This is a genomic window from Paenibacillus sp. sgz302148 (assembly GCF_056120465.1).
Window position 1 is genome coordinate 24,146 of the sequence record NZ_JBVYOJ010000029.1, and the last position, 21,360, is coordinate 45,505.

Annotated in this window: 22 protein-coding genes and 1 other annotated feature; all 22 genes read left to right on the plus strand. The window is 50.6% G+C overall.

What is annotated here, in order from left to right; genetic code table 11:
* The first annotated feature begins 16 nt into the window (after positions 1-16).
* The 22 genes from rlmB (at position 17) to rplW (ending at position 21,335) form a co-directional block, all read left to right on the plus strand.
* Positions 17-757, plus strand: a complete 741-nt coding sequence (gene rlmB, locus AC0LWM_RS29425; RefSeq protein WP_474678599.1) for a 23S rRNA (guanosine(2251)-2'-O)-methyltransferase RlmB — start codon at positions 17-19, stop codon at positions 755-757.
* 2 nt (positions 758-759) lie between these two features.
* The gene (locus AC0LWM_RS29430) at positions 760-1,284 is read left to right on the plus strand and encodes an NYN domain-containing protein (protein WP_474678600.1); all 525 of its coding nucleotides are present in this window, start codon (positions 760-762) and stop codon (positions 1,282-1,284) included.
* A gap of 142 nt (positions 1,285-1,426) precedes the next feature.
* The gene (gene sigH, locus AC0LWM_RS29435) at positions 1,427-2,080 is read left to right on the plus strand and encodes an RNA polymerase sporulation sigma factor SigH (RefSeq protein WP_474678601.1); all 654 of its coding nucleotides are present in this window, start codon (positions 1,427-1,429) and stop codon (positions 2,078-2,080) included.
* 332 nt (positions 2,081-2,412) lie between these two features.
* On the plus strand, positions 2,413-2,562 hold the full coding sequence (gene rpmG, locus AC0LWM_RS29440; RefSeq protein WP_474678602.1) for a 50S ribosomal protein L33: 150 nt from the start codon (positions 2,413-2,415) through the stop codon (positions 2,560-2,562).
* 18 nt (positions 2,563-2,580) lie between these two features.
* Complete coding sequence (gene secE, locus AC0LWM_RS29445) at positions 2,581-2,793, plus strand: preprotein translocase subunit SecE (RefSeq protein WP_474678603.1); 213 nt, start codon at positions 2,581-2,583, stop codon at positions 2,791-2,793.
* Positions 2,794-2,813: 20 nt separating this feature from the next.
* Complete coding sequence (gene nusG, locus AC0LWM_RS29450) at positions 2,814-3,347, plus strand: transcription termination/antitermination protein NusG (RefSeq protein ID WP_474678604.1); 534 nt, start codon at positions 2,814-2,816, stop codon at positions 3,345-3,347.
* A 227-nt stretch (positions 3,348-3,574) separates the two neighbouring features.
* Positions 3,575-4,000: a 50S ribosomal protein L11 gene (rplK, locus tag AC0LWM_RS29455; protein ID WP_474678605.1), complete on the plus strand. Its 426-nt coding sequence runs from the start codon at positions 3,575-3,577 to the stop codon at positions 3,998-4,000.
* An 87-nt stretch (positions 4,001-4,087) separates the two neighbouring features.
* Positions 4,088-4,780, plus strand: coding sequence for a 50S ribosomal protein L1 (gene rplA / locus AC0LWM_RS29460; protein ID WP_474678606.1), 693 nt, complete (start codon positions 4,088-4,090; stop codon positions 4,778-4,780).
* Between the two features lie 89 nt (positions 4,781-4,869).
* Positions 4,870-5,022: a sequence feature (ribosomal protein L10 leader region), on the plus strand.
* A 52-nt stretch (positions 5,023-5,074) separates the two neighbouring features.
* Complete coding sequence (rplJ, locus tag AC0LWM_RS29465) at positions 5,075-5,578, plus strand: 50S ribosomal protein L10 (protein ID WP_474678608.1); 504 nt, start codon at positions 5,075-5,077, stop codon at positions 5,576-5,578.
* A 33-nt stretch (positions 5,579-5,611) separates the two neighbouring features.
* The gene (gene rplL / locus AC0LWM_RS29470; RefSeq protein WP_474678609.1) at positions 5,612-5,977 is read left to right on the plus strand and encodes a 50S ribosomal protein L7/L12; all 366 of its coding nucleotides are present in this window, start codon (positions 5,612-5,614) and stop codon (positions 5,975-5,977) included.
* A gap of 95 nt (positions 5,978-6,072) precedes the next feature.
* The gene (locus tag AC0LWM_RS29475) at positions 6,073-6,675 is read left to right on the plus strand and encodes a class I SAM-dependent methyltransferase (RefSeq protein ID WP_474678610.1); all 603 of its coding nucleotides are present in this window, start codon (positions 6,073-6,075) and stop codon (positions 6,673-6,675) included.
* Positions 6,676-7,128: 453 nt separating this feature from the next.
* A complete protein-coding gene (gene rpoB / locus AC0LWM_RS29480; RefSeq protein ID WP_474678611.1) occupies positions 7,129-10,674 on the plus strand; it encodes a DNA-directed RNA polymerase subunit beta in 3,546 nt (1,181 codons plus the stop codon).
* A gap of 49 nt (positions 10,675-10,723) precedes the next feature.
* Positions 10,724-14,341 carry a DNA-directed RNA polymerase subunit beta' gene (rpoC, locus tag AC0LWM_RS29485; protein ID WP_474678612.1) on the plus strand — a complete coding sequence of 1,206 codons (3,618 nt, stop codon included), beginning with the start codon at positions 10,724-10,726 and terminating at the stop codon, positions 14,339-14,341.
* Between the two features lie 107 nt (positions 14,342-14,448).
* Complete coding sequence (locus tag AC0LWM_RS29490; protein WP_474678613.1) at positions 14,449-14,700, plus strand: ribosomal L7Ae/L30e/S12e/Gadd45 family protein; 252 nt, start codon at positions 14,449-14,451, stop codon at positions 14,698-14,700.
* Positions 14,701-14,866: 166 nt separating this feature from the next.
* Positions 14,867-15,286 (plus strand): 30S ribosomal protein S12, encoded by a 420-nt coding sequence (gene rpsL, locus AC0LWM_RS29495; protein WP_474678614.1) that lies wholly within the window; start codon positions 14,867-14,869, stop codon positions 15,284-15,286.
* A gap of 54 nt (positions 15,287-15,340) precedes the next feature.
* Complete coding sequence (rpsG, locus tag AC0LWM_RS29500; RefSeq protein ID WP_474678615.1) at positions 15,341-15,811, plus strand: 30S ribosomal protein S7; 471 nt, start codon at positions 15,341-15,343, stop codon at positions 15,809-15,811.
* Between the two features lie 48 nt (positions 15,812-15,859).
* The gene (fusA, locus tag AC0LWM_RS29505) at positions 15,860-17,935 is read left to right on the plus strand and encodes an elongation factor G (protein WP_474678616.1); all 2,076 of its coding nucleotides are present in this window, start codon (positions 15,860-15,862) and stop codon (positions 17,933-17,935) included.
* Between the two features lie 39 nt (positions 17,936-17,974).
* Positions 17,975-19,165, plus strand: coding sequence for an elongation factor Tu (gene tuf / locus AC0LWM_RS29510; protein ID WP_474678617.1), 1,191 nt, complete (start codon positions 17,975-17,977; stop codon positions 19,163-19,165).
* Between the two features lie 249 nt (positions 19,166-19,414).
* The gene (gene rpsJ, locus AC0LWM_RS29515; protein WP_005544556.1) at positions 19,415-19,723 is read left to right on the plus strand and encodes a 30S ribosomal protein S10; all 309 of its coding nucleotides are present in this window, start codon (positions 19,415-19,417) and stop codon (positions 19,721-19,723) included.
* A gap of 42 nt (positions 19,724-19,765) precedes the next feature.
* On the plus strand, positions 19,766-20,392 hold the full coding sequence (gene rplC / locus AC0LWM_RS29520; protein ID WP_474678618.1) for a 50S ribosomal protein L3: 627 nt from the start codon (positions 19,766-19,768) through the stop codon (positions 20,390-20,392).
* A gap of 26 nt (positions 20,393-20,418) precedes the next feature.
* Positions 20,419-21,042, plus strand: coding sequence for a 50S ribosomal protein L4 (gene rplD / locus AC0LWM_RS29525; RefSeq protein WP_474678619.1), 624 nt, complete (start codon positions 20,419-20,421; stop codon positions 21,040-21,042).
* Positions 21,042-21,335, plus strand: coding sequence for a 50S ribosomal protein L23 (rplW, locus tag AC0LWM_RS29530; RefSeq protein WP_474678620.1), 294 nt, complete (start codon positions 21,042-21,044; stop codon positions 21,333-21,335). The genes rplD and rplW overlap by 1 nt, the downstream gene beginning before the upstream one ends.
* Positions 21,336-21,360 lie beyond the last annotated feature (25 nt).

Consider the following 21,360-nt stretch of genomic DNA (forward strand, 5'->3'; position numbering starts at 1 on the left):
GCAGGGAGGATTTCCTTTGGAAGAATATATTGCCGGGAAGCATTCGGTGCTCGAAGCGCTTCGTTCCGGACGAACGATCAACAAGCTGTGGCTTGCGGAGAACGCGCAGAAGCAGCTGACGATGCCGATCGTGGCGGAAGCGAAAAAAAACGGCATCATCGTGCAGTTTGTGGACAAGCGCAAGCTGGACCAAATGGCGGGGAACGTTCAGCACCAGGGCGTCGTGGCACAGGTGGCCGCATACGAATACGCCGAAGTCGAAGATTTGATCGCGCGGGCGAAGGCGGCCGGCGAAACGCCGTTCCTGCTTATCCTCGATGAAATCGAGGACCCGCACAATCTGGGATCGATCCTTCGTACGGCCGATTGCACCGGCGTGCACGGTGTCATCATCCCGAAACGCCGCTCGGTCGGCTTGACCGCGACGGTATCGAAAACATCGGCGGGCGCGGTGGAATATGTGCCGGTAGCGCGCGTCACCAATATCGCGCAGACGATCGAGGAATTGAAAGAGCAGGGCATATGGGTTGCCGGGGCGGACGTCTCGGCCGAGCAGAACATGTACCGCAGCGACTTGACGATGCCGCTCGCCGTAGTCATCGGCAACGAGAACAAAGGAATCGGCAGGCTGATCAAGGAAAAATGCGATTTCTTGCTGAAGCTTCCGATGTTCGGTCAAATCAATTCGCTTAACGCTTCCGTGGCGGCCGGCGTCATCATGTACGAGGTCGTGCGTCAACGCGAAAGCAAGAAGTAAACATGAAGGACATCGAAGAAGTACTGATCGTCGACGGCTACAACGTCATCGGCGATTGGCCCGAGCTCGAATCGCTCAAACAGCTCAGTCTTGAATCGGCGCGCGACCGATTGATCGATTTATTGGCCGGGTATCAAGCTTTTTCGGGAATGAAGATCATCGTCGTCTTCGATGCCCATCATGTGCCCGGCCATGGCGGGAAGTACAAGCAAAGCCGAGTGCAAGTGCATTACACGAAAGAGAAGGAAACGGCCGACGAATGCATCGAGCGTTTCGTCGGGGAGTTGTCCGCGCGGCGGCGGCGGATCATCGTGGCAACCTCGGACGTCGTCGAGCAGCACGTGACGTTCGGCAAGGGGGCGCTCCGGCTGTCGGCGCGGGAGCTGCTGCTCGACGTGGAGACGAGCCGCAAGGAAGTGCGGCGGCAAATCACGGAGCAGTCCGTGGTCAAGACCAATACGATCGAGGGGAAGCTGAGCCTCGATGCGAAGCAGTTGTTCGAGCGGTGGCGGCGCGGTGAAAAATGACGGCCAATCTTGCAAGTAGAATGTGACGTTTCCGTGACAAATCGGCAGCCTCATTCGGTTGACGATGTCAGGTTACATAATGTATACTTATTCTATCTTTGCTAGAGAAAATAGGTAACACTTGCAACCGGAGGGATTATTTGTGAGCGTCGACCTCAAAGAATTGAGAATGCACGAGTATGACCTCAAGACGGATGAAGACGTCGTCGAAGCTGTGCGTGACGGGGACAGCGAGGCTCTCGAATTTTTAATAAACAAATATCGCAATTTTGTCCGGGCCAAGGCGCGTTCCTATTTTCTGATCGGAGCAGACCGGGAAGACATCGTTCAAGAAGGAATGATCGGGTTATATAAATCGATTCGCGATTTTAAAGGGGACAAGCTGGCATCCTTCAAAGCTTTTGCGGAGCTGTGCATTACCCGGCAGATCATTACGGCGATCAAGACCGCGACGCGACAGAAGCATATTCCGCTCAACTCGTATGTTTCTTTGGACAAGCCCATCTACGATGAGGATTCCGACCGTACGTTGCTTGACGTCATCTGCGGTTCGCGGGTCACCGACCCGGAGGAGCTGATTATTAACCAGGAGGAATTCAGCGGCCTGGAAGATAAGATGGGCGAAATTTTGAGTGATCTGGAACGCAAGGTGCTGATGCTTTATTTGGACGGGCGCTCCTACCAGGAAATCGCCGTTGATCTGGATCGTCACGTGAAGTCGATCGACAATGCGCTGCAACGCGTCAAACGCAAGCTGGAACGTTATTTGGAAGTACGCGATATTAGCAATTCATAACGACCTTTTTCAGGCGGAAGCGATCATGCCTTAACCTATGAACTCGAAAACGTACAGCCTATCTCGCGAGAGAGGGCTGTTTTTTGATGCTGTTTTCCGAAGATGCCAATTGGAAAAAAGTTTACGATTACGATTAGATGTCCATAATGTCTGATGAAGTCTTGTTACTGCGGCCACAAACGCCCTTCCCGGCAGGTGTGATAAGGCACCTTCTCCTTGACATGATTTTTGTATTGTGCTAAAGTGTGTTAGGTAGCCCTAAATTTGCGTACGATTTTTAGGTGTAAGTATAGACGCTCCTTACTACAAGGTTGTCTTGGGAGGTGTACACGATGCGGGTAATTATTACGATGGCTTGTACAAGCTGCAAGCAAAGAAACTACACTAGCAGCAAGAATAAGCGGAACAACCCTGACCGCATTGAGATGAAGAAATATTGCAAGTTTTGTAACGAGCATACTTCTCATCGCGAAACGAGATAGGTTCCGGGGGGTGTAGTTGTGGCTTTTTTAAGTAAACTCAAACAAGGCTTTGGAACTACGTTTTCTTTCTTTACCGACAGTTGGTCGGAATTGAAAAAAGTCCGTTGGCCGAATCGTAAAGAGCTGACAAGCTATACGCTCGTCGTAATCGTCACGATTCTGATCATGACGGTTTACTTCTGGCTGCTCGACATCGGTATTACACAACTGTTGGATCTTGTTTTAAAATAGTAGGTCCAAAGGTGGCTGTTATGGAAAAAAGATGGTACGTTGTTCATACCTACTCCGGGTATGAGAACAAAGTCAAAGCCAATTTAGAGAAACGCGTCGAATCCATGGATATGAAGGACAAAATATTCCGGGTTCTTGTGCCGATGGAAGAAGAGGTCGTCAACAAAGACGGCAAGAAGAAAACCGTCATGCGCAAGGTGTACCCTGGTTATGTTTTGGTTGAAATGATCCAGACCGACGATTCTTGGTATGTCGTCCGCAATACGCCGGGCGTAACCGGGTTCGTAGGCTCGACCGGTTCGGGTTCGAAACCGACGGCGCTTCTGCCTGAGGAAGTCGAACAAATTCTCAAGCATATGGGCATGGAAGAACCGAAGCCGAAAATCGATTTCCATCTGAAAGAAACGGTTCGCGTCAAAGTTGGGCCGTTTGCGAATTTTGTAGGATCGATCGAGGATATTATTCCTGACAAGAGTAAGCTGAAGGTGCATGTCAACATGTTTGGTAGGGAAACCCCGCTGGAGTTGGATTATACTCAAGTGGAGAAAATATAATTAAATTAGATCGAGGCAATTCGTGGGTGATCGACCGCGTTTTTAAGGTGAATTTAATTGCGAAATCATGAAGTTGTTCGAAGTAGAATGATCATCTGATTTCTAAAGAGGATTCCGTCGATTTAATGTGTATTGGTTTCTTTCGGGTCTATTCACGCGGATAGGCCTACGTCAGTGGGAGGGTATATTTCCCGTTCGACCACAATTTGAGCAAGGAGGTGTTTCACATGGCTAAAAAGGTAATCAAGATGGTGAAACTGCAAGTTCCTGCGGGTAAGGCGAATCCAGCGCCTCCAATCGGACCGGCACTCGGTCAAGCAGGGGTTAACATCATGGCTTTCTGTAAAGAGTTCAACGCTCGTACGGCTGACCAAGCGGGATTGATTATTCCTGTCGTTATTTCCGTATTCGAAGACCGTTCCTTTACATTCGAAACCAAAACTCCACCGGCTGCAGTTCTTCTTCGTGTTGCTGCGGGCATTGCAAAAGGCTCCGGAGAACCGAACAAGAAGAAAGTCGCTACCGTTAAACGCGCGAAAGTGCGTGAAATCGCTGAGACAAAAATGCCCGACCTGAACGCAGCTTCCGTTGAAGCGGCAATGCTGATGGTTGAAGGTACGGCTCGCAGCATGGGTATCGTCATCGAAGACTAATTGTTTGCGAAACTTTTTTCGCATGGCGGCATTCCGCCGCATCAGTGGGAGGATTATCCGCTAATACCACAAAGGAGGAAACGAAATATGGCTAAACACGGCAAGAAGTATGCAGAAGCTGCAAAATTGTTTGATTTCAACGCCACTTATGAGCCGTTAGAGGCGATTGAGCTGGTAAAAAAAGCGGCATCGGCCAAATTCGACGAAACCGTTGAAGTTGCCGTCCGTCTGGGCGTAGACCCTAAGAAACAAGACCAAAACGTGCGTGGCGTTGTCGTATTGCCTCATGGAACAGGTAAAACGAAACGAGTGCTCGTATTTGCGAAAGGCGAAAAAGTGAAAGAAGCGGAAGCGGCTGGCGCGGATTATGTTGGCGATCAAGATCTGATCAACAAAATCCAACAAGGCTGGTTCGAGTTCGACGTCTGCGTAGCTACGCCTGATATGATGAGCGAAGTCGGTAAGCTGGGTCGTCTGCTCGGCGGTAAAGGCTTAATGCCGAACCCGAAAGCAGGCACGGTAACTTTCGACGTAGCCAAAGCAGTTCAAGAAATCAAAGCGGGTAAAATCGAATACCGCCTAGATCGAGCGGGACAAATTCACGCACCGATCGGGAAAGTATCGTTCGACGCTGAGAAGCTGAACGACAACTTCCGCGCTCTGATCGAAGCTCTTAACCGGGCGAAGCCGGCAGCAGCGAAAGGCGTATATTTGAAAAACATCGCCGTATCCTCGACGATGAGCCCAAGCGCAACGGTGAACACGCAATCGTTCAGATAAGATCGTTTGCGAGGCGTCTGGAAAAACCTACGCCATTGACTTTGGTCCGCGAACGTGTTAATCTGTTTGATGTTGCTGTTCAATCGTCATCCAAACGAATATGCAAACCGTAGACAGTAGGTGCCTTTCAGGCTTAATTTCCTACCGAGGTGTTATGATACAGGTTCGTGTTTTGAAACGTAAGTTTCTGTGCGACGCATCATGCCTTCGTAGTTGTCTACGGAGGCATTTTTAATTTAGTTCAATCGTTACGACGAAAGTTTTTCTTCGAAAAACTTGTAGGAGGTGTACAGTTTGGCAAACGTCAAAATTATTCAAGAGAAACAACAAGCTGTCACTGAGATTACCGACAAATTGCGTGCGAGCTCCTGTACAGTTGTTACGGACTACCGTGGTTTGAACGTTGCTCAAGTGACGGAGCTGCGTAAGAAGCTTCGTGAAGCAGGCGTAGAATTTCAAGTTTTGAAAAACTCCCTGACAAGACGCGCTACGGAACAAGCGGAACTTTCCGCTCTTGACGAGCATTTGACTGGTCCGACAGCGATTGCGTTCAGTACGCAAGACGTTGTGGCACCGGCAAAAATCTTGTCCGATTTCGCGAAGAAGAACGACGCTTTGAAAATTAAAGGCGGCGTTGTTGAAGGCAAAGTGGTTGGTTTCGACCAAATCAAAGCACTGGCCGAGCTTCCTTCGAGAGAAGGCTTGCTGTCCATGTTGCTTAGCGTATTGCAAGCTCCAATCCGCAACTTTGCGCTTGGCGTTAAAGCAGTTGCTGAGAAAAAAGAAGCAGAAGCTTAAAATTAATCTAATTCCCATAATGGAGGTTCTACCATGAGCAAAGAGCAAATTTTAGAAGCAATCAAAGGTATGACTGTACTGGAACTGAACGACCTCGTTAAAGCAATCGAAGAAGAGTTCGGCGTAACTGCAGCAGCTCCTGTAGCTGTAGTAGCAGGCGGCGGCGCAGCTGCTGAAGCTGAAGAGCAATCCGAATTCGACGTAATCCTGACTAACGCTGGCGCGTCCAAAATCAACGTTATCAAAGTTGTTCGCGAAATTACAGGCCTCGGCTTGAAAGAAGCGAAAGACCTGGTTGACGGCGCACCTAAACCAATCAAAGAAAAAGTAAGCAAAGACGATGCTAACGCAATCAAAGCGAAGCTTGAAGAAGCTGGAGCAAACGTTGAAGTGAAATAAGGAAACGATGCAGCCCGTTTGAAGTTATCTTCAAACGGGCTGTTTTTTGAAGTTTTATCCTTGCTAGAGTTCATATAGAGATAGGAGCAAATGCGATGTCGGAGCATTATTATTCGGAGAAGCCGAGTACCGTTCACGACCGGCAAAAATTCGAAGCGACCCTTCGCGGCAGCAAGTTTTCCTTTGTGACGGATGCCGGCGTGTTTTCCAAACAAAGCATCGATTACGGTTCCCGTGTTTTGATCGACCATATGGCGTTCCCTTCCGATGCCAAAGTGCTCGATGTCGGCTGCGGATATGGACCGATTGGCCTGACGGCTGCGAAACTGGCGCCTCAAGGTCATGTTACGATGATTGATGTGAATGAACGAGCGGTCGGGCTGGCCAAAGAGAATGCGCGCACCAACGGCATCGCGAACGTGACGGTGCTGCAAAGCGATTTGTTTTCAGCACTGGGCGAGGAGAGGTTTGACGCCATTCTGACGAACCCGCCGATTCGGGCGGGCAAAGACGTGGTGCACCGGATCTACGAGTTATCGGCTGAGCGACTGACGCCGCAAGGCGCGTTATGGGTCGTCATCCAGAAGAAGCAGGGAGCGCCGTCAACGCAGGACAAGCTGGAGCAGCTGTTTGAGCATGTGGAAGAAGTGACGAAAGATAAGGGCTACCGCATTTTTAAAGCAACGAAGCCCAAATGATCGAATGAAGTCATTGCTTGGAACTGTAAGGATAAATCCTGCTGCACCGGCGTGTTATGGCAAACTTTACATTCGTAAAAACCGTTTGACTTGATATGCTGGATGTGGTATTATTATAAAATGTCAGTATTAGGATGGGCTACATGTCTTTAGTTTGCTAAAATGTCAAGAATTTTTTTGCGCGATATGCATATAAAATTAGCATATTACGTATAATGTTTACATTTTAGGTAAATCTACTTGATATGTGCACAACACGACATCGGTCTCTGAGATGAGAACATGCCTCTACATGCGGCTTTTTAATGAAAGGCTACGAATAGAGGTTTTCTTCGTTTTTTGCTTTTTTGCAAGAGAGATTGCATCAGTGCGTGCATCGTGCGCTCATGCAACTTCTCTTGATTTAGGTTTGCAAGCAATGTTTAAGTGAGTAGACATGAGGGGTGAATGGAGTTGGCAGGACAACTTGTTCAATTTGGTCGGCGTACTCGCAGGAGTTACGCGCGAATCAATGAGGTACTGGAAGTTCCTAACCTGATCGAAATTCAACAAAAATCTTACGAGTGGTTTTTGGAAGAAGGATTGCGCGAAATGTTTCATGATATTTCGCCGATTCAAGATTTCACAGGCAACTTGGTGTTGGAGTTTATCGATTATAGCTTAGGCGAACCGAAATATTCCGTCGACGAGTCGAAAGAACGCGATGTTACTTATGCGGCTCCGCTGCGGGTCAAAGTGCGCCTAATCAACAAGGAAACCGGCGAAGTTAAGGAACAGGAAGTGTTCATGGGCGACTTCCCGTTAATGACGGAGACGGGGACGTTTATCATCAACGGTGCTGAACGGGTTATCGTCAGTCAGCTGGTTCGCTCCCCTAGCGTCTATTTTAGCACAAAGATCGATAAAAATGGGAAGAAAACATATACCGCGACGGTTATTCCGAACCGCGGAGCTTGGCTTGAACTGGAAACCGATGCGAAAGATATTATCTACGTTCGGATCGACCGGACGCGCAAAATCCCGGTAACGGTGCTTTTGCGTGCGCTTGGCTTCGGTACGGATGCGGAAATTATCGATTTGCTGGGCGATGATGAATATATCCGCAATACGCTGGATAAAGACAATACCGACTCGACGGAAAAAGCGCTGATCGAAATATACGAGCGCCTTCGTCCGGGCGAGCCGCCGACGCTCGACAATGCGAAGAGCTTGCTGATCGCGCGTTTCTTCGATCCGAAGCGATATGATTTGGCGAATGTCGGACGCTACAAAATCAATAAGAAGCTGCATATCAAGAACCGTCTGTTCAACCAACGTCTGGCGGAGACGCTTGTGGACCCGGGAACTGGCGAGATCATTGCCGAAGCCGGACAAATGATCGACCGCCGCTTGCTGGATCAAATTTTGCCGTACTTGGAGAAGAACGTCGGGTTCAAAACTTATCACGTAGCTAACGGCGTGCTTGATGCGAACGATATTCCGATGCAGAGCATCAACGTGTTCTCGCCGATCGAAGACGGCAAGGTGATCAAAGTTATCGCCAACGGCCTGATCGACAAATCGGTGAAGCATATTACGCCGGCCGACATTATTTCTTCGATCAACTATTTCATCGACCTGCTCCATGGCGTCGGCAGCACGGACGACATCGACCATCTCGGCAACCGTCGTCTTCGTTCCGTAGGCGAATTGCTGCAAAACCAATTCCGGATCGGCTTGTCCCGGATGGAGCGCGTCGTGCGCGAGAGAATGTCGATTCAGGACGCGAACGTGATCACGCCGCAAGCGCTGATCAATATACGTCCTGTCATCGCGTCGATCAAAGAGTTTTTCGGAAGCTCCCAGCTGTCTCAGTTCATGGACCAAACGAACCCGCTTGCCGAGCTGACGCACAAACGCCGTTTGTCCGCTCTCGGACCCGGTGGTTTGACACGCGAGCGCGCGGGCTTCGAAGTTCGTGACGTACACAACTCCCACTATGGGCGGATGTGTCCGATCGAGACGCCGGAAGGACCGAACATCGGTCTGATCAACTCCTTGTCGACCTTTGCGCGGATCAACGAATACGGCTTTATCGAAGCGCCGTATCGTCGAGTTGACTCGCAGACAAGCAAGGTCACCGATCATATCGATTATTTGACGGCTGATGAAGAGGACAACTACTTTATCGCGCAAGCGAACGCCGAACTCAATTCGGACGGCACGTTTGTCGACGAGAATGTAATCGTTCGATACAACAAGCAGCCTGACAACATTCTGACTGTTCCGCGCGATCGCGTCGACTACATGGACGTATCGCCGAAGCAAGTCGTTTCCGTCGCGACGGCGCTCATTCCGTTCCTCGAGAACGATGACTCCAACCGCGCGCTCATGGGATCGAACATGCAGCGGCAAGCCGTTCCGCTCCTCATTCCGAAATCGCCGCTAGTCGGCACGGGCATGGAGCACAAGTCCGCGAAAGACTCCGGCGTATGTATCGTTGCGAAGCACGACGGCATCATCGAGCGTTCGTCGGCGAACGAGATTTGGCTGCGCCGCGTCGAGATGATTGACGGCAAGCCGGTGACAGGCGATATCATCAAATATAAGCTTCACAAGTTTATGCGTTCCAACCAAGGAACGTGCATCAACCAACGTCCGCTCGTCCGCAAAGGCGACGTCATCAAGCGGGGGGACATTCTCGCCGACGGCCCATCGACCGAGCAAGGCGAATTGGCGCTTGGCCGAAATGTCGTCGTTGCCTTCATGACATGGGAAGGTTACAACTACGAGGATGCGATCCTGCTTAGCGAGAAGCTCGTGAAAGAGGACGTATATACGTCCATTCACATTGAAGAATACGAATCCGAAGCCCGTGATACGAAGCTCGGACCGGAAGAGATCACGCGCGACATCCCGAACGTCGGGGAAGACGCGCTGCGCAACCTTGACGAACGCGGCATCATTCGCGTTGGTGCCGAGATCGGCGCAGGCGACATTCTGGTCGGCAAAGTTACGCCGAAAGGGGTAACGGAGCTTACGGCGGAAGAGCGTCTCTTGCACGCAATCTTCGGCGAGAAAGCCCGCGAGGTGCGTGATACAAGCCTTCGCGTGCCGCACGGTACCGACGGCATCGTCGTCGACGTAAAAGTGTTCACCCGCGAGAACGGAGACGAGCTGCCGCCAGGCGTGAATCAACTCGTACGCGTCTATATCGCACAGAAACGTAAGATTTCTGAAGGCGACAAAATGGCCGGACGCCACGGTAACAAAGGGGTTATCGCGCGTATCCTGCCGGAAGAAGATTTGCCGTTCCTCCCGGACGGCACGCCGGTCGAGGTTGTGCTCAACCCGCTGGGCGTACCATCGCGGATGAACATCGGACAGGTGCTTGAGGTTCATCTCGGCATGGCGGCCAAGACGCTTGGCATGCATATGGCTACGCCGGTATTTGACGGCGCGCGCGAGAACGACGTTTTCGACGCGATGGAAGAAGCCGGAATGCAGCGCAACGGCAAGACGGTCCTTTACGACGGCCGGACGGGCGAACCGTTCGAGCGCGAAGTAACGGTCGGCGTCATGTACATGATCAAGCTCGCGCACATGGTCGACGACAAAATCCATGCCCGTTCGACCGGTCCTTACTCGCTCGTTACGCAGCAGCCTCTCGGCGGTAAAGCGCAGTTCGGCGGCCAGCGTTTCGGGGAGATGGAGGTTTGGGCGCTCGAGGCTTACGGCGCGGCGTACACGCTGCAAGAGATTCTTACGGTCAAGTCGGACGACGTGGTCGGCCGCGTGAAGACGTACGAATCGATCGTCAAAGGCGAGAACGTTCCGGAACCGGGCGTGCCGGAGTCGTTTAAGGTCTTGATCAAAGAGCTGCAAAGCTTAGGTATGGACGTTAAGATATTGACGGAGAACGAAGAAGAGATCGAAATGAAAGAATTCGATGACGAAGACGATGCGACCAGCGACAAGCTTAACCTGAACCTTGAAGGTGCGGAAGTCGGCGCAGAGTAATATATATGCTTTTGTTGCACTCTAGTACACTCTTGAGGAGGGTTGCTCCTTGATGGACGTTAACAATTTCGAGTTTATGAAAATCGGTTTGGCCTCTCCGGATAAAATTCGCTCCTGGTCCCGCGGGGAAGTGAAGAAGCCGGAAACGATCAACTACCGTACGTTAAAGCCGGAAAAGGAAGGGCTGTTCTGCGAAAAGATTTTCGGCCCGACGAAAGATTGGGAATGCCATTGCGGCAAATACAAACGCGTGCGTTATAAAGGCGTCGTTTGTGACCGCTGCGGCGTTGAGGTAACGCGCCAGAAAGTGCGCCGTGAACGGATGGGTCATATTGAACTGGCCGCTCCGGTATCGCACATTTGGTTTTTCAAAGGAATCCCAAGCCGAATGGGTTTGGCGCTCGATATGTCGCCGCGTTCGCTTGAGGAGATCATTTACTTTGCTTCCTACGTTGTGACGGATCCAGGCGATACGCCGCTGGAGAAGAAGCAACTGCTGTCCGAGAAAGAATACCGCAGCTACCGCGAGAAGTACGGCTACGGCTTCCAAGCCGGCATGGGCGCCGAAGCGGTGAAGAAGCTGCTGCAAGATATCGACATCGACAAAGAGCTTGATCACCTGCGCGAAGAACTGCGCACGGCCCAAGGCCAACGCAGAAACCGTGCGATCAAGCGGCTTGAAGTCATGGAGGCGTTCCGTAATTCCGGCAATAATCCGGAATGGATGATCCTTGACGTGCTTCCGGTTATTCCGCCGGAGCTTCGTCCGATGGTTCAACTCGACGGCGGACGTTTCGCAACGTCTGACTTGAACGACTTGTACCGCCGCGTGATCAACCGGAACAATCGGCTTAAGCGGCTGCTCGACCTGGGCGCTCCCGACATTATCGTGCAGAACGAGAAACGGATGCTCCAGGAAGCGGTTGACGCATTGATCGACAACGGTCGTCGCGGCCGTCCTGTTACCGGTCCGGGCAACCGTCCGCTTAAATCGCTCAGCCATATGCTCAAAGGGAAACAAGGTCGTTTTCGTCAAAACTTGCTCGGTAAACGCGTTGACTATTCCGGCCGTTCCGTTATCGTTGTCGGACCAAGCCTGAAAATGTACCAATGCGGTCTGCCGAAAGAAATGGCGCTTGAATTGTTTAAGCCTTTCGTTATGAAAGAGCTTGTGAATAAAGGTCTTGCGCACAATATCAAAAGCGCAAAACGCAAAGTCGAACGCGTCAGCTCGGAAGTTTGGGACGTGCTCGAGGAAGTGATCAAGGAGCATCCGGTTCTGCTGAACCGCGCCCCTACACTTCACCGTCTCGGCATCCAGGCATTCGAACCGATTCTGGTCGAAGGCCGCGCGATCAAGCTGCATCCGCTCGTATGTACGGCTTACAACGCCGACTTCGACGGAGACCAAATGGCCGTTCACGTTCCGTTGTCGGCGGAAGCCCAAGCGGAAGCGCGCCTGCTGATGCTGGCTTCGGGCAACATTTTGAACCCGAAAGACGGCAAGCCTGTCGTTACGCCATCGCAGGATATGGTTCTCGGAAGCTTCTATTTGACGATGGACAACGTGGAAGCCAAGGGTGCCGGCATGGTGTTCGCTACGGTGAACGAAGCGATCTCCGCTTACCAACGCGGCATCGCGGCACTGCACGCACGCATCGCGCTGCCTGCCAAAGTGCTGGGCAAAACGTCCTTTACGGAAACTCAACAAAACTCGTTGCTCGTGACGACGATCGGTAAAGTTATTTTCAACGAAATTTTCCCGAAAAGCTTCCCGTACATCAACGAAGCGACGAAAACGAACCTGCTGCAAGGCACGCCGGATCGTTACTTTATTTCCGAAAAAGGCGTCAACGTTTCTGAGTTTATCAAAAACGTCGATGTCAAAGGCGCGATCGGCAAAGAGTATCTCGGACAAATAATCGCCGAATGTTTCCGGATCTATCATACGACCGAAACATCGAAGATTTTGGATAAAATCAAGCAAACCGGCTTTACGTATTCGACGCGCGCGGGTATTACCGTTGCCGTAGCTGACGTAACCGTTCCGAAAGAAAAGGTTGAAATCCTTCAGCAATCGGAAGAAAAGGTTAAAGTCGTTACGAACCAATACCGTCGCGGATTGATTACGAACGAAGAACGTTACGACCGGGTTATCCAAATCTGGGGCAATACGAAAGACCAAATTACGGACATTCTGATGAAATCGATGGATCGCTATAACTCGATCATGATGATGGTTGACTCCAAAGCACGGGGTAACAAATCGCAGATCACTCAGCTCGGCGGTATGCGGGGTCTGATGGCGAACCCATCCGGTCGAATCCATGAATTGCCGATCAAATCGAACTTCCGTGAAGGTCTGACGGTCCTCGAGTACTTCATCTCGACGCACGGCGCCCGTAAAGGTCTTGCCGATACGGCCCTTCGTACGGCGGACTCGGGTTACTTGACCCGTCGTCTCGTTGACGTCGCCCAGGACGTTATCGTCCGCGAGGACGATTGCGGAACGGACAAAGGCTTTACGGTCAGCAAGATCCAAGACGGCAAAGAGGTTATCGAGGATCTGTACGATCGGATCGAAGGCCGATATTCCTTCGAAACGGTTCGTCATCCGAAAACCGGTGAAGTTATTGTAGCCCGCAACGATCTGATTGACGCATGGAAAGCCGAGGAGTTAATCGAGGCCGGCGTCGAAACGATCCAAATCCGTTCGGTGCTGAGCTGCCGCGCACGTCATGGCGTATGTAAAATTTGTTACGGCCGCAACTTGGCAACCGGCAAATTTGTCGAAATCGGCGAAGCGGTCGGCATTATCGCGGCGCAATCGATCGGCGAGCCGGGAACACAGCTGACGATGCGTACGTTCCATACCGGCGGCGTTGCCGGCGATGACATTACCCAAGGTTTGCCGCGTATCCAAGAGTTGTTCGAGGCGCGCAATCCGAAAGGTCAAGCGATCATCACCGAAATCGACGGCGTAGTGAAGCAAATTCGCGAAGCGAAGGACCGCCGCGAGATCGAGGTACAAGGCGAAGCGGAAACGAAAGTGTATGCCGTAACCTATGGTTCGCGTATCCGCGTTCATGAAGGAGTCCACGTAGAAGCCGGAGACGAGCTGACGGACGGTTCGATCGACCCGAAAGATATGCTTCGCATCAAAGGGATCCGCGGCGTGCAGAACTATATTCTGCAAGAGGTTCAGCGCGTTTACCGGAACCAGGGCGTAGAAATCAACGACAAGCACATCGAAGTTATGATCAAGCAGATGCTTCGCAAAATCCGCATCGTCGATGCCGGAGATACGACGCTCTTGCCTGGCGCGTTCGTAGACATTCATGAATATGAAGCGGCGAACAAAGAAGCGATTCTGGCCGGCAACGAGCCTGCTGTCGCACGTCCGGTATTGCTCGGGATCACGAAGGCATCGCTTGAAACGGACTCGTTCTTGTCCGCTGCATCGTTCCAGGAGACGACAAGAGTACTTACCGACGCGGCGATCAAGGGCAAGGTCGATCAGCTGCTCGGCCTGAAGGAAAATGTCATCATCGGCAAACTGATTCCGGCTGGTACGGGAATGGCGCGTTATCGCAACATTCGTTTTGCCGACCAAGAGGAAGAAGAAAACGAGGATCAAATCGAGCGGGAAGCGGTTAGCGTTGAATAATATTCGGCAGTTTTTAAAAGATTGCTTGACATGATATTTTTCAGGTGCTAATATATCAAAGTGTGCCTAAGGCATGATTACCTGTGTTTCGGAGGATGTTATCGCTAATGTCTTATGAAAAGAATTTACAGGGTCAGAAGTTAAGCATTGGCACAAAGCAAACGACACGCAGCGTGGAGCTTGGTAAAGCTAGCGAAGTGTTCATTGCACATGATGCAGATCCGCGGATTACAACTAAAATCGTTAACCTCTGCAACAAATCGGGGGTAAAAATCACGTACGTCGACACCATGAAGAATTTGGGGAAAGCGTGTGGTATCGAAGTCGGCGCCGCTATGGCCGCCGTCGTGAATGAATAAAGCTTACAATGTTTTTGTTGTCGGTCTTCCGGCAGAGCGCCACTGGCGTTTTTGACGGAGGACCGCGGCAAGAACATTTCGTTTGTTCATTTATGAACCGCCTGGGTCTGTGGGCTTACGATGAACGATGTAGTCGATTCTTAATCTTTGGGAAGGAGGTGGCAACATGCCAACAATTAACCAATTGGTGCGCAAAGGTCGCCAAGCGAAAGTATACAAATCGAAATCTCCAGCTCTTCAAAAAGGGTTCAACGCCTTGAAGCGTGAGCAAACCGATTTGAGCGCTCCGCAAAAACGCGGCGTATGTACTCGTGTAGGCACGATGACTCCGAAGAAACCGAACTCGGCTCTTCGTAAATATGCGCGTGTTCGCTTAACGAATAAAGTTGAGGTAACGGCGTACATTCCGGGTATCGGACACAACCTGCAAGAGCACAGCGTTGTACTGATTCGCGGCGGACGGGTAAAAGACCTTCCGGGTGTTCGTTATCATATCGTTCGCGGCGCATTGGATACTTCCGGCGTTAACAACCGGAAACAAGCCCGTTCCAAATACGGCGCGAAACGTCCTAAAGTGAAAAAATAATCGCTATCGCGTTTATGAGAATAACCGCATAGTTTTTGAGAAAGGAGGATTACGATGCCTCGAAAAGGAGCAGTTCCTAAAAGAGACGTATTACCGGATCCAGTATATAACAGCAAGCTTGTTACCCGTTTGGTCAACCGCATTATGATCGACGGCAAGAAAGGTGTTGCACAACGCCTTCTGTACAACGCGTTTGATTTGATTCGCGAGCGTACGGGCAAAGAGCCGATGGAAGTGTTCGAAACTGCGATCAAGAACATCATGCCTGTGCTTGAAGTTAAAGCACGCCGTGTAGGTGGTTCCAACTACCAAGTACCGATCGAAGTTAAACCTGAACGCCGTACGTCGCTTGGCCTGCGTTGGTTGGTCAACTACTCCCGCAACCGCGGTGAGAAAACGATGGAAGAGCGTCTGGCAGCCGAAATTATCGATGCTAGCAACAATGCCGGAGCTTCCGTTAAGAAACGCGAAGACACGCACAAAATGGCTGAAGCGAATAAAGCATTTGCTCACTATCGCTGGTAGTCTTCAGCTTCAAGCTGATAAACTAGAAAAACGAGAGGAGATTATTCCATGTCAAGAGAATTCTCCTTGCAAAATACACGCAATATCGGGATCATGGCGCATATTGATGCGGGTAAAACAACCACGACCGAGCGTATTTTGTTCTACACAGGACGCGTGCACAAGATCGGTGAAGTTCACGAGGGCGGCGCAACGATGGACTGGATGGAGCAAGAGCAGGAGCGCGGGATTACGATTACTTCCGCTGCGACGACCGCTCAATGGAAGGGTCACCGCATCAATATCATCGATACCCCGGGACACGTTGACTTCACTGTTGAAGTTGAACGTTCCCTGCGTGTATTGGATGGAGCTGTTGGCGTATTCAGCGCTAAAGAGGGCGTAGAGCCGCAATCGGAAACCGTTTGGAGACAAGCGGACCGTTACGGCGTACCTCGTATCGCCTACGTTAACAAAATGGACATCATCGGCGCGGACTTCCTGGGCGTTGTACAATCGATGCGCGATCGCCTTCAGGCTAATGCCGTCGCGATTCAATTGCCGATCGGTGCAGAAAACGAGTTTCACGGGATCATCGACCTTGTCGAGCAAGTTGCTTACATGTACAAAGACGATCTCGGAAAAGACATCGAACAAGTCGAAATCCCAGCTGAGTTCAAGGACAAAGTTGCGGAGCTTCGTTTGGAGCTGATCGAGAAAGTTGCTGAGCTTGATGAAGAGCTCACGATGAAATATCTCGAAGGCGAAGAAATAACAGTTGCTGAGCTGAAAGCCGCACTTCGCAAAGGTGTTTGCGAAGTGAAGATCTTCCCGGTTATTTGCGGATCTTCTTACCGTAATAAAGGGGTACAGGTTATGCTTGACGCGGTAGTCGACTACCTGCCAGCACCGACCGACGTACCGGATATCAAGGGTCACCTTGAAGACGGAACGGAAGCGGTTCGCAAATCGGGCGACGATCAACCGTTCGCAGCATTGGCTTTCAAAATCATGACTGACCCTTATGTCGGTAAGTTGACATTCTTCCGCGTATACTCCGGCGTTCTGAACTCCGGTTCCTACGTATTGAATGCAACGAAGAACAAGCGTGAAAGAATCGGACGGATTCTTCAAATGCATGCGAACAGCCGTCAAGAGATCGCTATCGTTTATTCCGGCGACATTGCAGCTGCAGTAGGCCTTAAGGATACCGTTACGGGCGACACGCTTTGCGACGAGAAACATCCGGTTATCCTGGAATCGATGAACTTCCCTGATCCGGTTATCGACGTTGCAATCGAGCCTAAAACCAAGGCTGACCAAGATAAACTTGGCGTTGCAATCTCCAAACTGGCTGAGGAAGATCCAACCTTCCGCGCGAAAACGGATGAAGAAACGGGACAAACGATCATCTCCGGTATGGGTGAGCTTCACCTGGAAATTATCGTTGACCGTATGCGTCGCGAGTTCAAAGTGGAAACGAACGTCGGTAAACCGCAAGTTGCTTACCGCGAAACGTTCCGCACGCCTGCTAAGGTTGAAGGCAAGTTCGTTCGCCAGTCCGGTGGCCGTGGTCAATACGGACATTGCTGGATTGAGTTCGAACCGCTTGAGCCAGGTACAGGCTTTATCTTTGAAAGCAAAATCGTTGGCGGTTCCGTACCGAGAGAGTATATCGCTCCGGTTCAAGCCGGTATCGAAGAGTCGATGAAAAACGGTGTTCTTGCCGGATTCCCGCTCGTTGATATCAAAGCTACGATTGTCGACGGTTCCTACCATGACGTCGACTCCAGTGAGATGGCGTTCAAAATCGCCGGCTCAATGGCGCTTAAAGCAGCGAAGGACAAATGTAACCCATCCCTGCTTGAGCCTATCATGAAGGTTGAAGTTACAGTACCTGAAGAGTACATGGGCGACGTTATGGGGATGCTCAATTCCCGTCGCGGACGTATTGAAGGTATGGACAGCCGCGCTGGCGCGCAAATCATCCGTGCGAAAGTACCTCTTTCCGAAATGTTCGGATACTCGACCGTACTTCGTTCCGGTACGCAAGGCCGCGGGGTGTTCGCAATGGAACTTTCTCACTATGAAGAAGTGCCTAAGTCGATTGCAGAAGAAATTATTGCAAAACACAAAGGCGAATAATAATAAACCATTTTCCTATATTAAGGAGGAATTGTTGAAATGGCAAAGGCAAAATTCGAACGTAATAAGCCACACGTTAACATCGGTACGATCGGTCACGTTGACCATGGTAAAACAACCCTGACTGCTGCTATTACTACAGTATTGTCGAGAAAATATGGCGGTGCTGCTGTAGCATTCGACCAAATCGACAAAGCGCCAGAAGAGCGCGAGCGCGGTATCACAATCTCCACAGCACACGTTGAGTACGAGACGGACAACCGTCACTACGCACACGTTGACTGCCCAGGCCACGCCGACTACGTTAAAAACATGATTACCGGTGCTGCTCAAATGGACGGCGCAATCCTGGTTGTATCCGCAGCTGACGGCCCAATGCCGCAAACGCGCGAGCACATCCTGCTGTCCAAGCAAGTAGGCGTACCTTACATCGTCGTATTCCTGAACAAATGCGACATGGTTGAAGACGAAGAGCTTCTTGAACTGGTTGAGATGGAAGTTCGCGACCTGCTGAACGAATATGAGTTCCCAGGCGACGACACTCCAATCGTTCGCGGTGCTGCTCGTGAAGCTCTGCAAAACCCAGACGGCCCTTGGGCTGACAAAATCGTAGAACTGTTCCAACACGTGGACAGCTACATCCCTAACCCAGAGCGCGACACTGACAAGCCTTTCTTGATGCCTGTCGAGGACGTGTTCACGATCACTGGCCGTGGTACGGTTGCTACTGGACGCGTTGAGCGCGGCGTAGTTAAAGTATCCGACGAGATCGAAATCGTAGGTCTTGCTGAAGAAACTCGCAAATGCGTCGTAACTGGCGTAGAGATGTTCCGCAAGCTTCTTGATTCCGCTCAAGCGGGCGACAACATCGGTGCTCTTCTTCGCGGTGTAGACCGTAAAGACATCGAGCGCGGACAAGTACTTGCTAAACCAGGTTCGGTTAAACCACACACGAACTTCACAGCTCAAGTTTACGTTCTGACTAAAGAAGAGGGTGGACGCCACAAACCATTCTTCACTGGCTACCGTCCACAATTCTACTTCCGTACAACGGACGTAACAGGCATCATCAACCTGCCAGAAGGCACAGAGATGGTTATGCCAGGCGACAACATCACGGTTACTGTTGAACTGATCGCTCCAATCGCGGTAGAAGAAGGAACTCGCTTCGCTATCCGTGAAGGCGGCCGTACAGTAGGCGCTGGCGCTGTAGCTTCGATCCAAAAATAATAATACAGTCACTGACTGTAACGACCCCCTTGCCACATCGCAAGGGGGTTTATTCATGAAAATTAATCTTTCTAGAAAATTTTCTTGCATTCGCCCTTGTTTTTTTATATAATAGTGAACGTTGGTCTGTGACGTCGCGATGATGTGAGAGGTTGCCGACACACCCGGCTCCTTTGCCATAGGGTGCGGTCGGAGAATTTTCACGGAGTATGTCCGATACTAAATTGGGCGATAGAAGGAGGGACTTATATGGCAAAGCAAAAGATTCGTATCCGTTTGAAGGCTTACGATCACAGAATTCTTGACCAGTCCGCAGAGAAAATTGTTGAAACTGCAAAACGTTCCGGTGCAGGTGTTTCCGGTCCGATTCCGCTTCCAACAGAAAAGCAAATCATTACCATTCTCCGCGCGGTACACAAGTACAAGGATTCTCGGGAACAATTCGAAATGCGCACGCACAAGCGCTTGATCGATATTGTCAACCCAACTCCACAAACAGTGGATGCCTTGATGCGCTTGGATTTACCGTCCGGTGTCGATATCGAGATCAAACTGTAATATTAACTTAACGGAAATAAAGAAAGGAAAAGAGGTGTCAACATGAAAGGTATCTTAGGGAAAAAACTCGGAATGACTCAGGTGTTCGCAGCAGACGGGACGGTAGTTCCGGTTACTGTAATCGAAGCAGGTCCTTGCGTAGTTCTTCAGAAGAAAGACGCTGAGAACGACGGTTACGAAGCGATCCAACTCGGTTTCGCCGATAAGAAGGAAAAGAACGCGAATAAACCTGAAACGGGCCATGCGAAAAAAGCGGGCGCGACGCCTAAGCGCTACGTTCGCGAAATTCGCGGTATTGATCTTTCTGCATATGAGGTTGGCCAAGAAGTTAAGGCTGATTTGTTCGCGGAAGGTGAAGTTGTTGACGTAACGGGTATTTCGAAAGGTAAAGGTTTCGCAGGTTCGATCAAACGTTGGGGACAAAGCAGAGGTCCGATGACGCACGGTTCGAACTACCATCGTGGACCAGGTTCGCTCGCTACGATCCGTACGGGTAACCGCGTGCCTAAAGGCATGAAATTGCCAGGACAAATGGGCAGAGAAACAATCACGATTCAAAACCTTGAAATCGTCCGCGTTGATGCGGAACGCAATGTTTTGCTCGTTAAAGGCTCTATTCCAGGTCCTAAAAACAGCTATGTAAAAGTAAAAACTACGGTTAAGAAGTAACCTGAGCAGGAAAGGAGGAACTCTACATGCCGAAAGTGGCTCTTTATAATGTAACTGGAGCACAAGTTGGAGAAGTTGAATTGTCCGACAACGTATTTGGAATTACACCGAACGTCCATGTACTGCATGATGCTGTCGTTATGCAGCAAGCATCGCAACGCCTTGGAACGCACAAAACAAAAGGTCGTTCTGAAGTGCGTGGCGGCGGCCGCAAACCTTGGAAACAAAAAGGTACGGGACGCGCGCGTCAAGGCAGCATTCGTTCGCCACAATGGAAGGGCGGCGGGATCGTATTTGGTCCTACTCCACGCAGCTATGCGTACAAACTGCCTAGAAAAGTTCGCCGTCTGGCGATCAAATCGGCATTGTCGTCCAAAGTGATCGACAATCAAATTATTGTATTGGATCAATTGGCTCTTAACGCGCCAAAAACGAAAGAGTTCGCATCGATTCTGACCAACCTGAAAGTAGGGCGCAAAGCTCTGGTCGTAACGGCGAACTATGATGATAATGTAGCGTTATCCGCCCGCAACATCCCGTATGTGAAGTTTGTTGCAGCTGACGGAATCAACGTGCTTGACGTGCTGCTCTATGATCAACTGATCATTACGAAGGATGCGGTACAGAAAGTAGAGGAGGTGCTTGCGTAATGAAAAATCCACGCGATATTATCAAGCGCCCGGTGATTACCGAACGCACAAGTGAAATGATGAACGATCTGAAATACGCGTTCGAAGTTGACAAACGTTCGAACAAAACCGAAATCAAACTAGCGATCGAAGCTATTTTCAAAGTGAAAGTAACGGGCGTGAACACGATGATCGTTCCGGCTAAACCGAAACGGTACGGACGTTATTCCGGTTACACGACCGAATGGAAGAAAGCGATCGTAACGCTTAGCCAAGACAGCAAGCCGCTCGAATTCTTCGAATCCGTTGAATAAGAAATTTTTAAAGTAAGGAGGAAAA

Bases quoted from the DNA above. Each gene is read 5' to 3' on its own strand.
- AC0LWM_RS29430 (WP_474678600.1), top strand. From the start codon at position 760: ATGAAGGACATCGAAGAAGTACTGATCGTCGACGGCTACAACGTCATC.
- rpmG (WP_474678602.1), top strand. From the start codon at position 2,413: ATGCGGGTAATTATTACGATGGCTTGTACAAGCTGCAAGCAAAGAAAC.
- nusG (WP_474678604.1), top strand. From the start codon at position 2,814: ATGGAAAAAAGATGGTACGTTGTTCATACCTACTCCGGGTATGAGAAC.
- rplK (WP_474678605.1), top strand. From the start codon at position 3,575: ATGGCTAAAAAGGTAATCAAGATGGTGAAACTGCAAGTTCCTGCGGGT.
- rplA (WP_474678606.1), top strand. From the start codon at position 4,088: ATGGCTAAACACGGCAAGAAGTATGCAGAAGCTGCAAAATTGTTTGAT.
- rplL (WP_474678609.1), top strand. From the start codon at position 5,612: ATGAGCAAAGAGCAAATTTTAGAAGCAATCAAAGGTATGACTGTACTG.
- AC0LWM_RS29475 (WP_474678610.1), top strand. From the start codon at position 6,073: ATGTCGGAGCATTATTATTCGGAGAAGCCGAGTACCGTTCACGACCGG.
- AC0LWM_RS29490 (WP_474678613.1), top strand. From the start codon at position 14,449: ATGTCTTATGAAAAGAATTTACAGGGTCAGAAGTTAAGCATTGGCACA.
- rpsL (WP_474678614.1), top strand. From the start codon at position 14,867: ATGCCAACAATTAACCAATTGGTGCGCAAAGGTCGCCAAGCGAAAGTA.
- rpsG (WP_474678615.1), top strand. From the start codon at position 15,341: ATGCCTCGAAAAGGAGCAGTTCCTAAAAGAGACGTATTACCGGATCCA.
- fusA (WP_474678616.1), top strand. From the start codon at position 15,860: ATGTCAAGAGAATTCTCCTTGCAAAATACACGCAATATCGGGATCATG.
- tuf (WP_474678617.1), top strand. From the start codon at position 17,975: ATGGCAAAGGCAAAATTCGAACGTAATAAGCCACACGTTAACATCGGT.
- rpsJ (WP_005544556.1), top strand. From the start codon at position 19,415: ATGGCAAAGCAAAAGATTCGTATCCGTTTGAAGGCTTACGATCACAGA.
- rplC (WP_474678618.1), top strand. From the start codon at position 19,766: ATGAAAGGTATCTTAGGGAAAAAACTCGGAATGACTCAGGTGTTCGCA.
- rplD (WP_474678619.1), top strand. From the start codon at position 20,419: ATGCCGAAAGTGGCTCTTTATAATGTAACTGGAGCACAAGTTGGAGAA.
- rplW (WP_474678620.1), top strand. From the start codon at position 21,042: ATGAAAAATCCACGCGATATTATCAAGCGCCCGGTGATTACCGAACGC.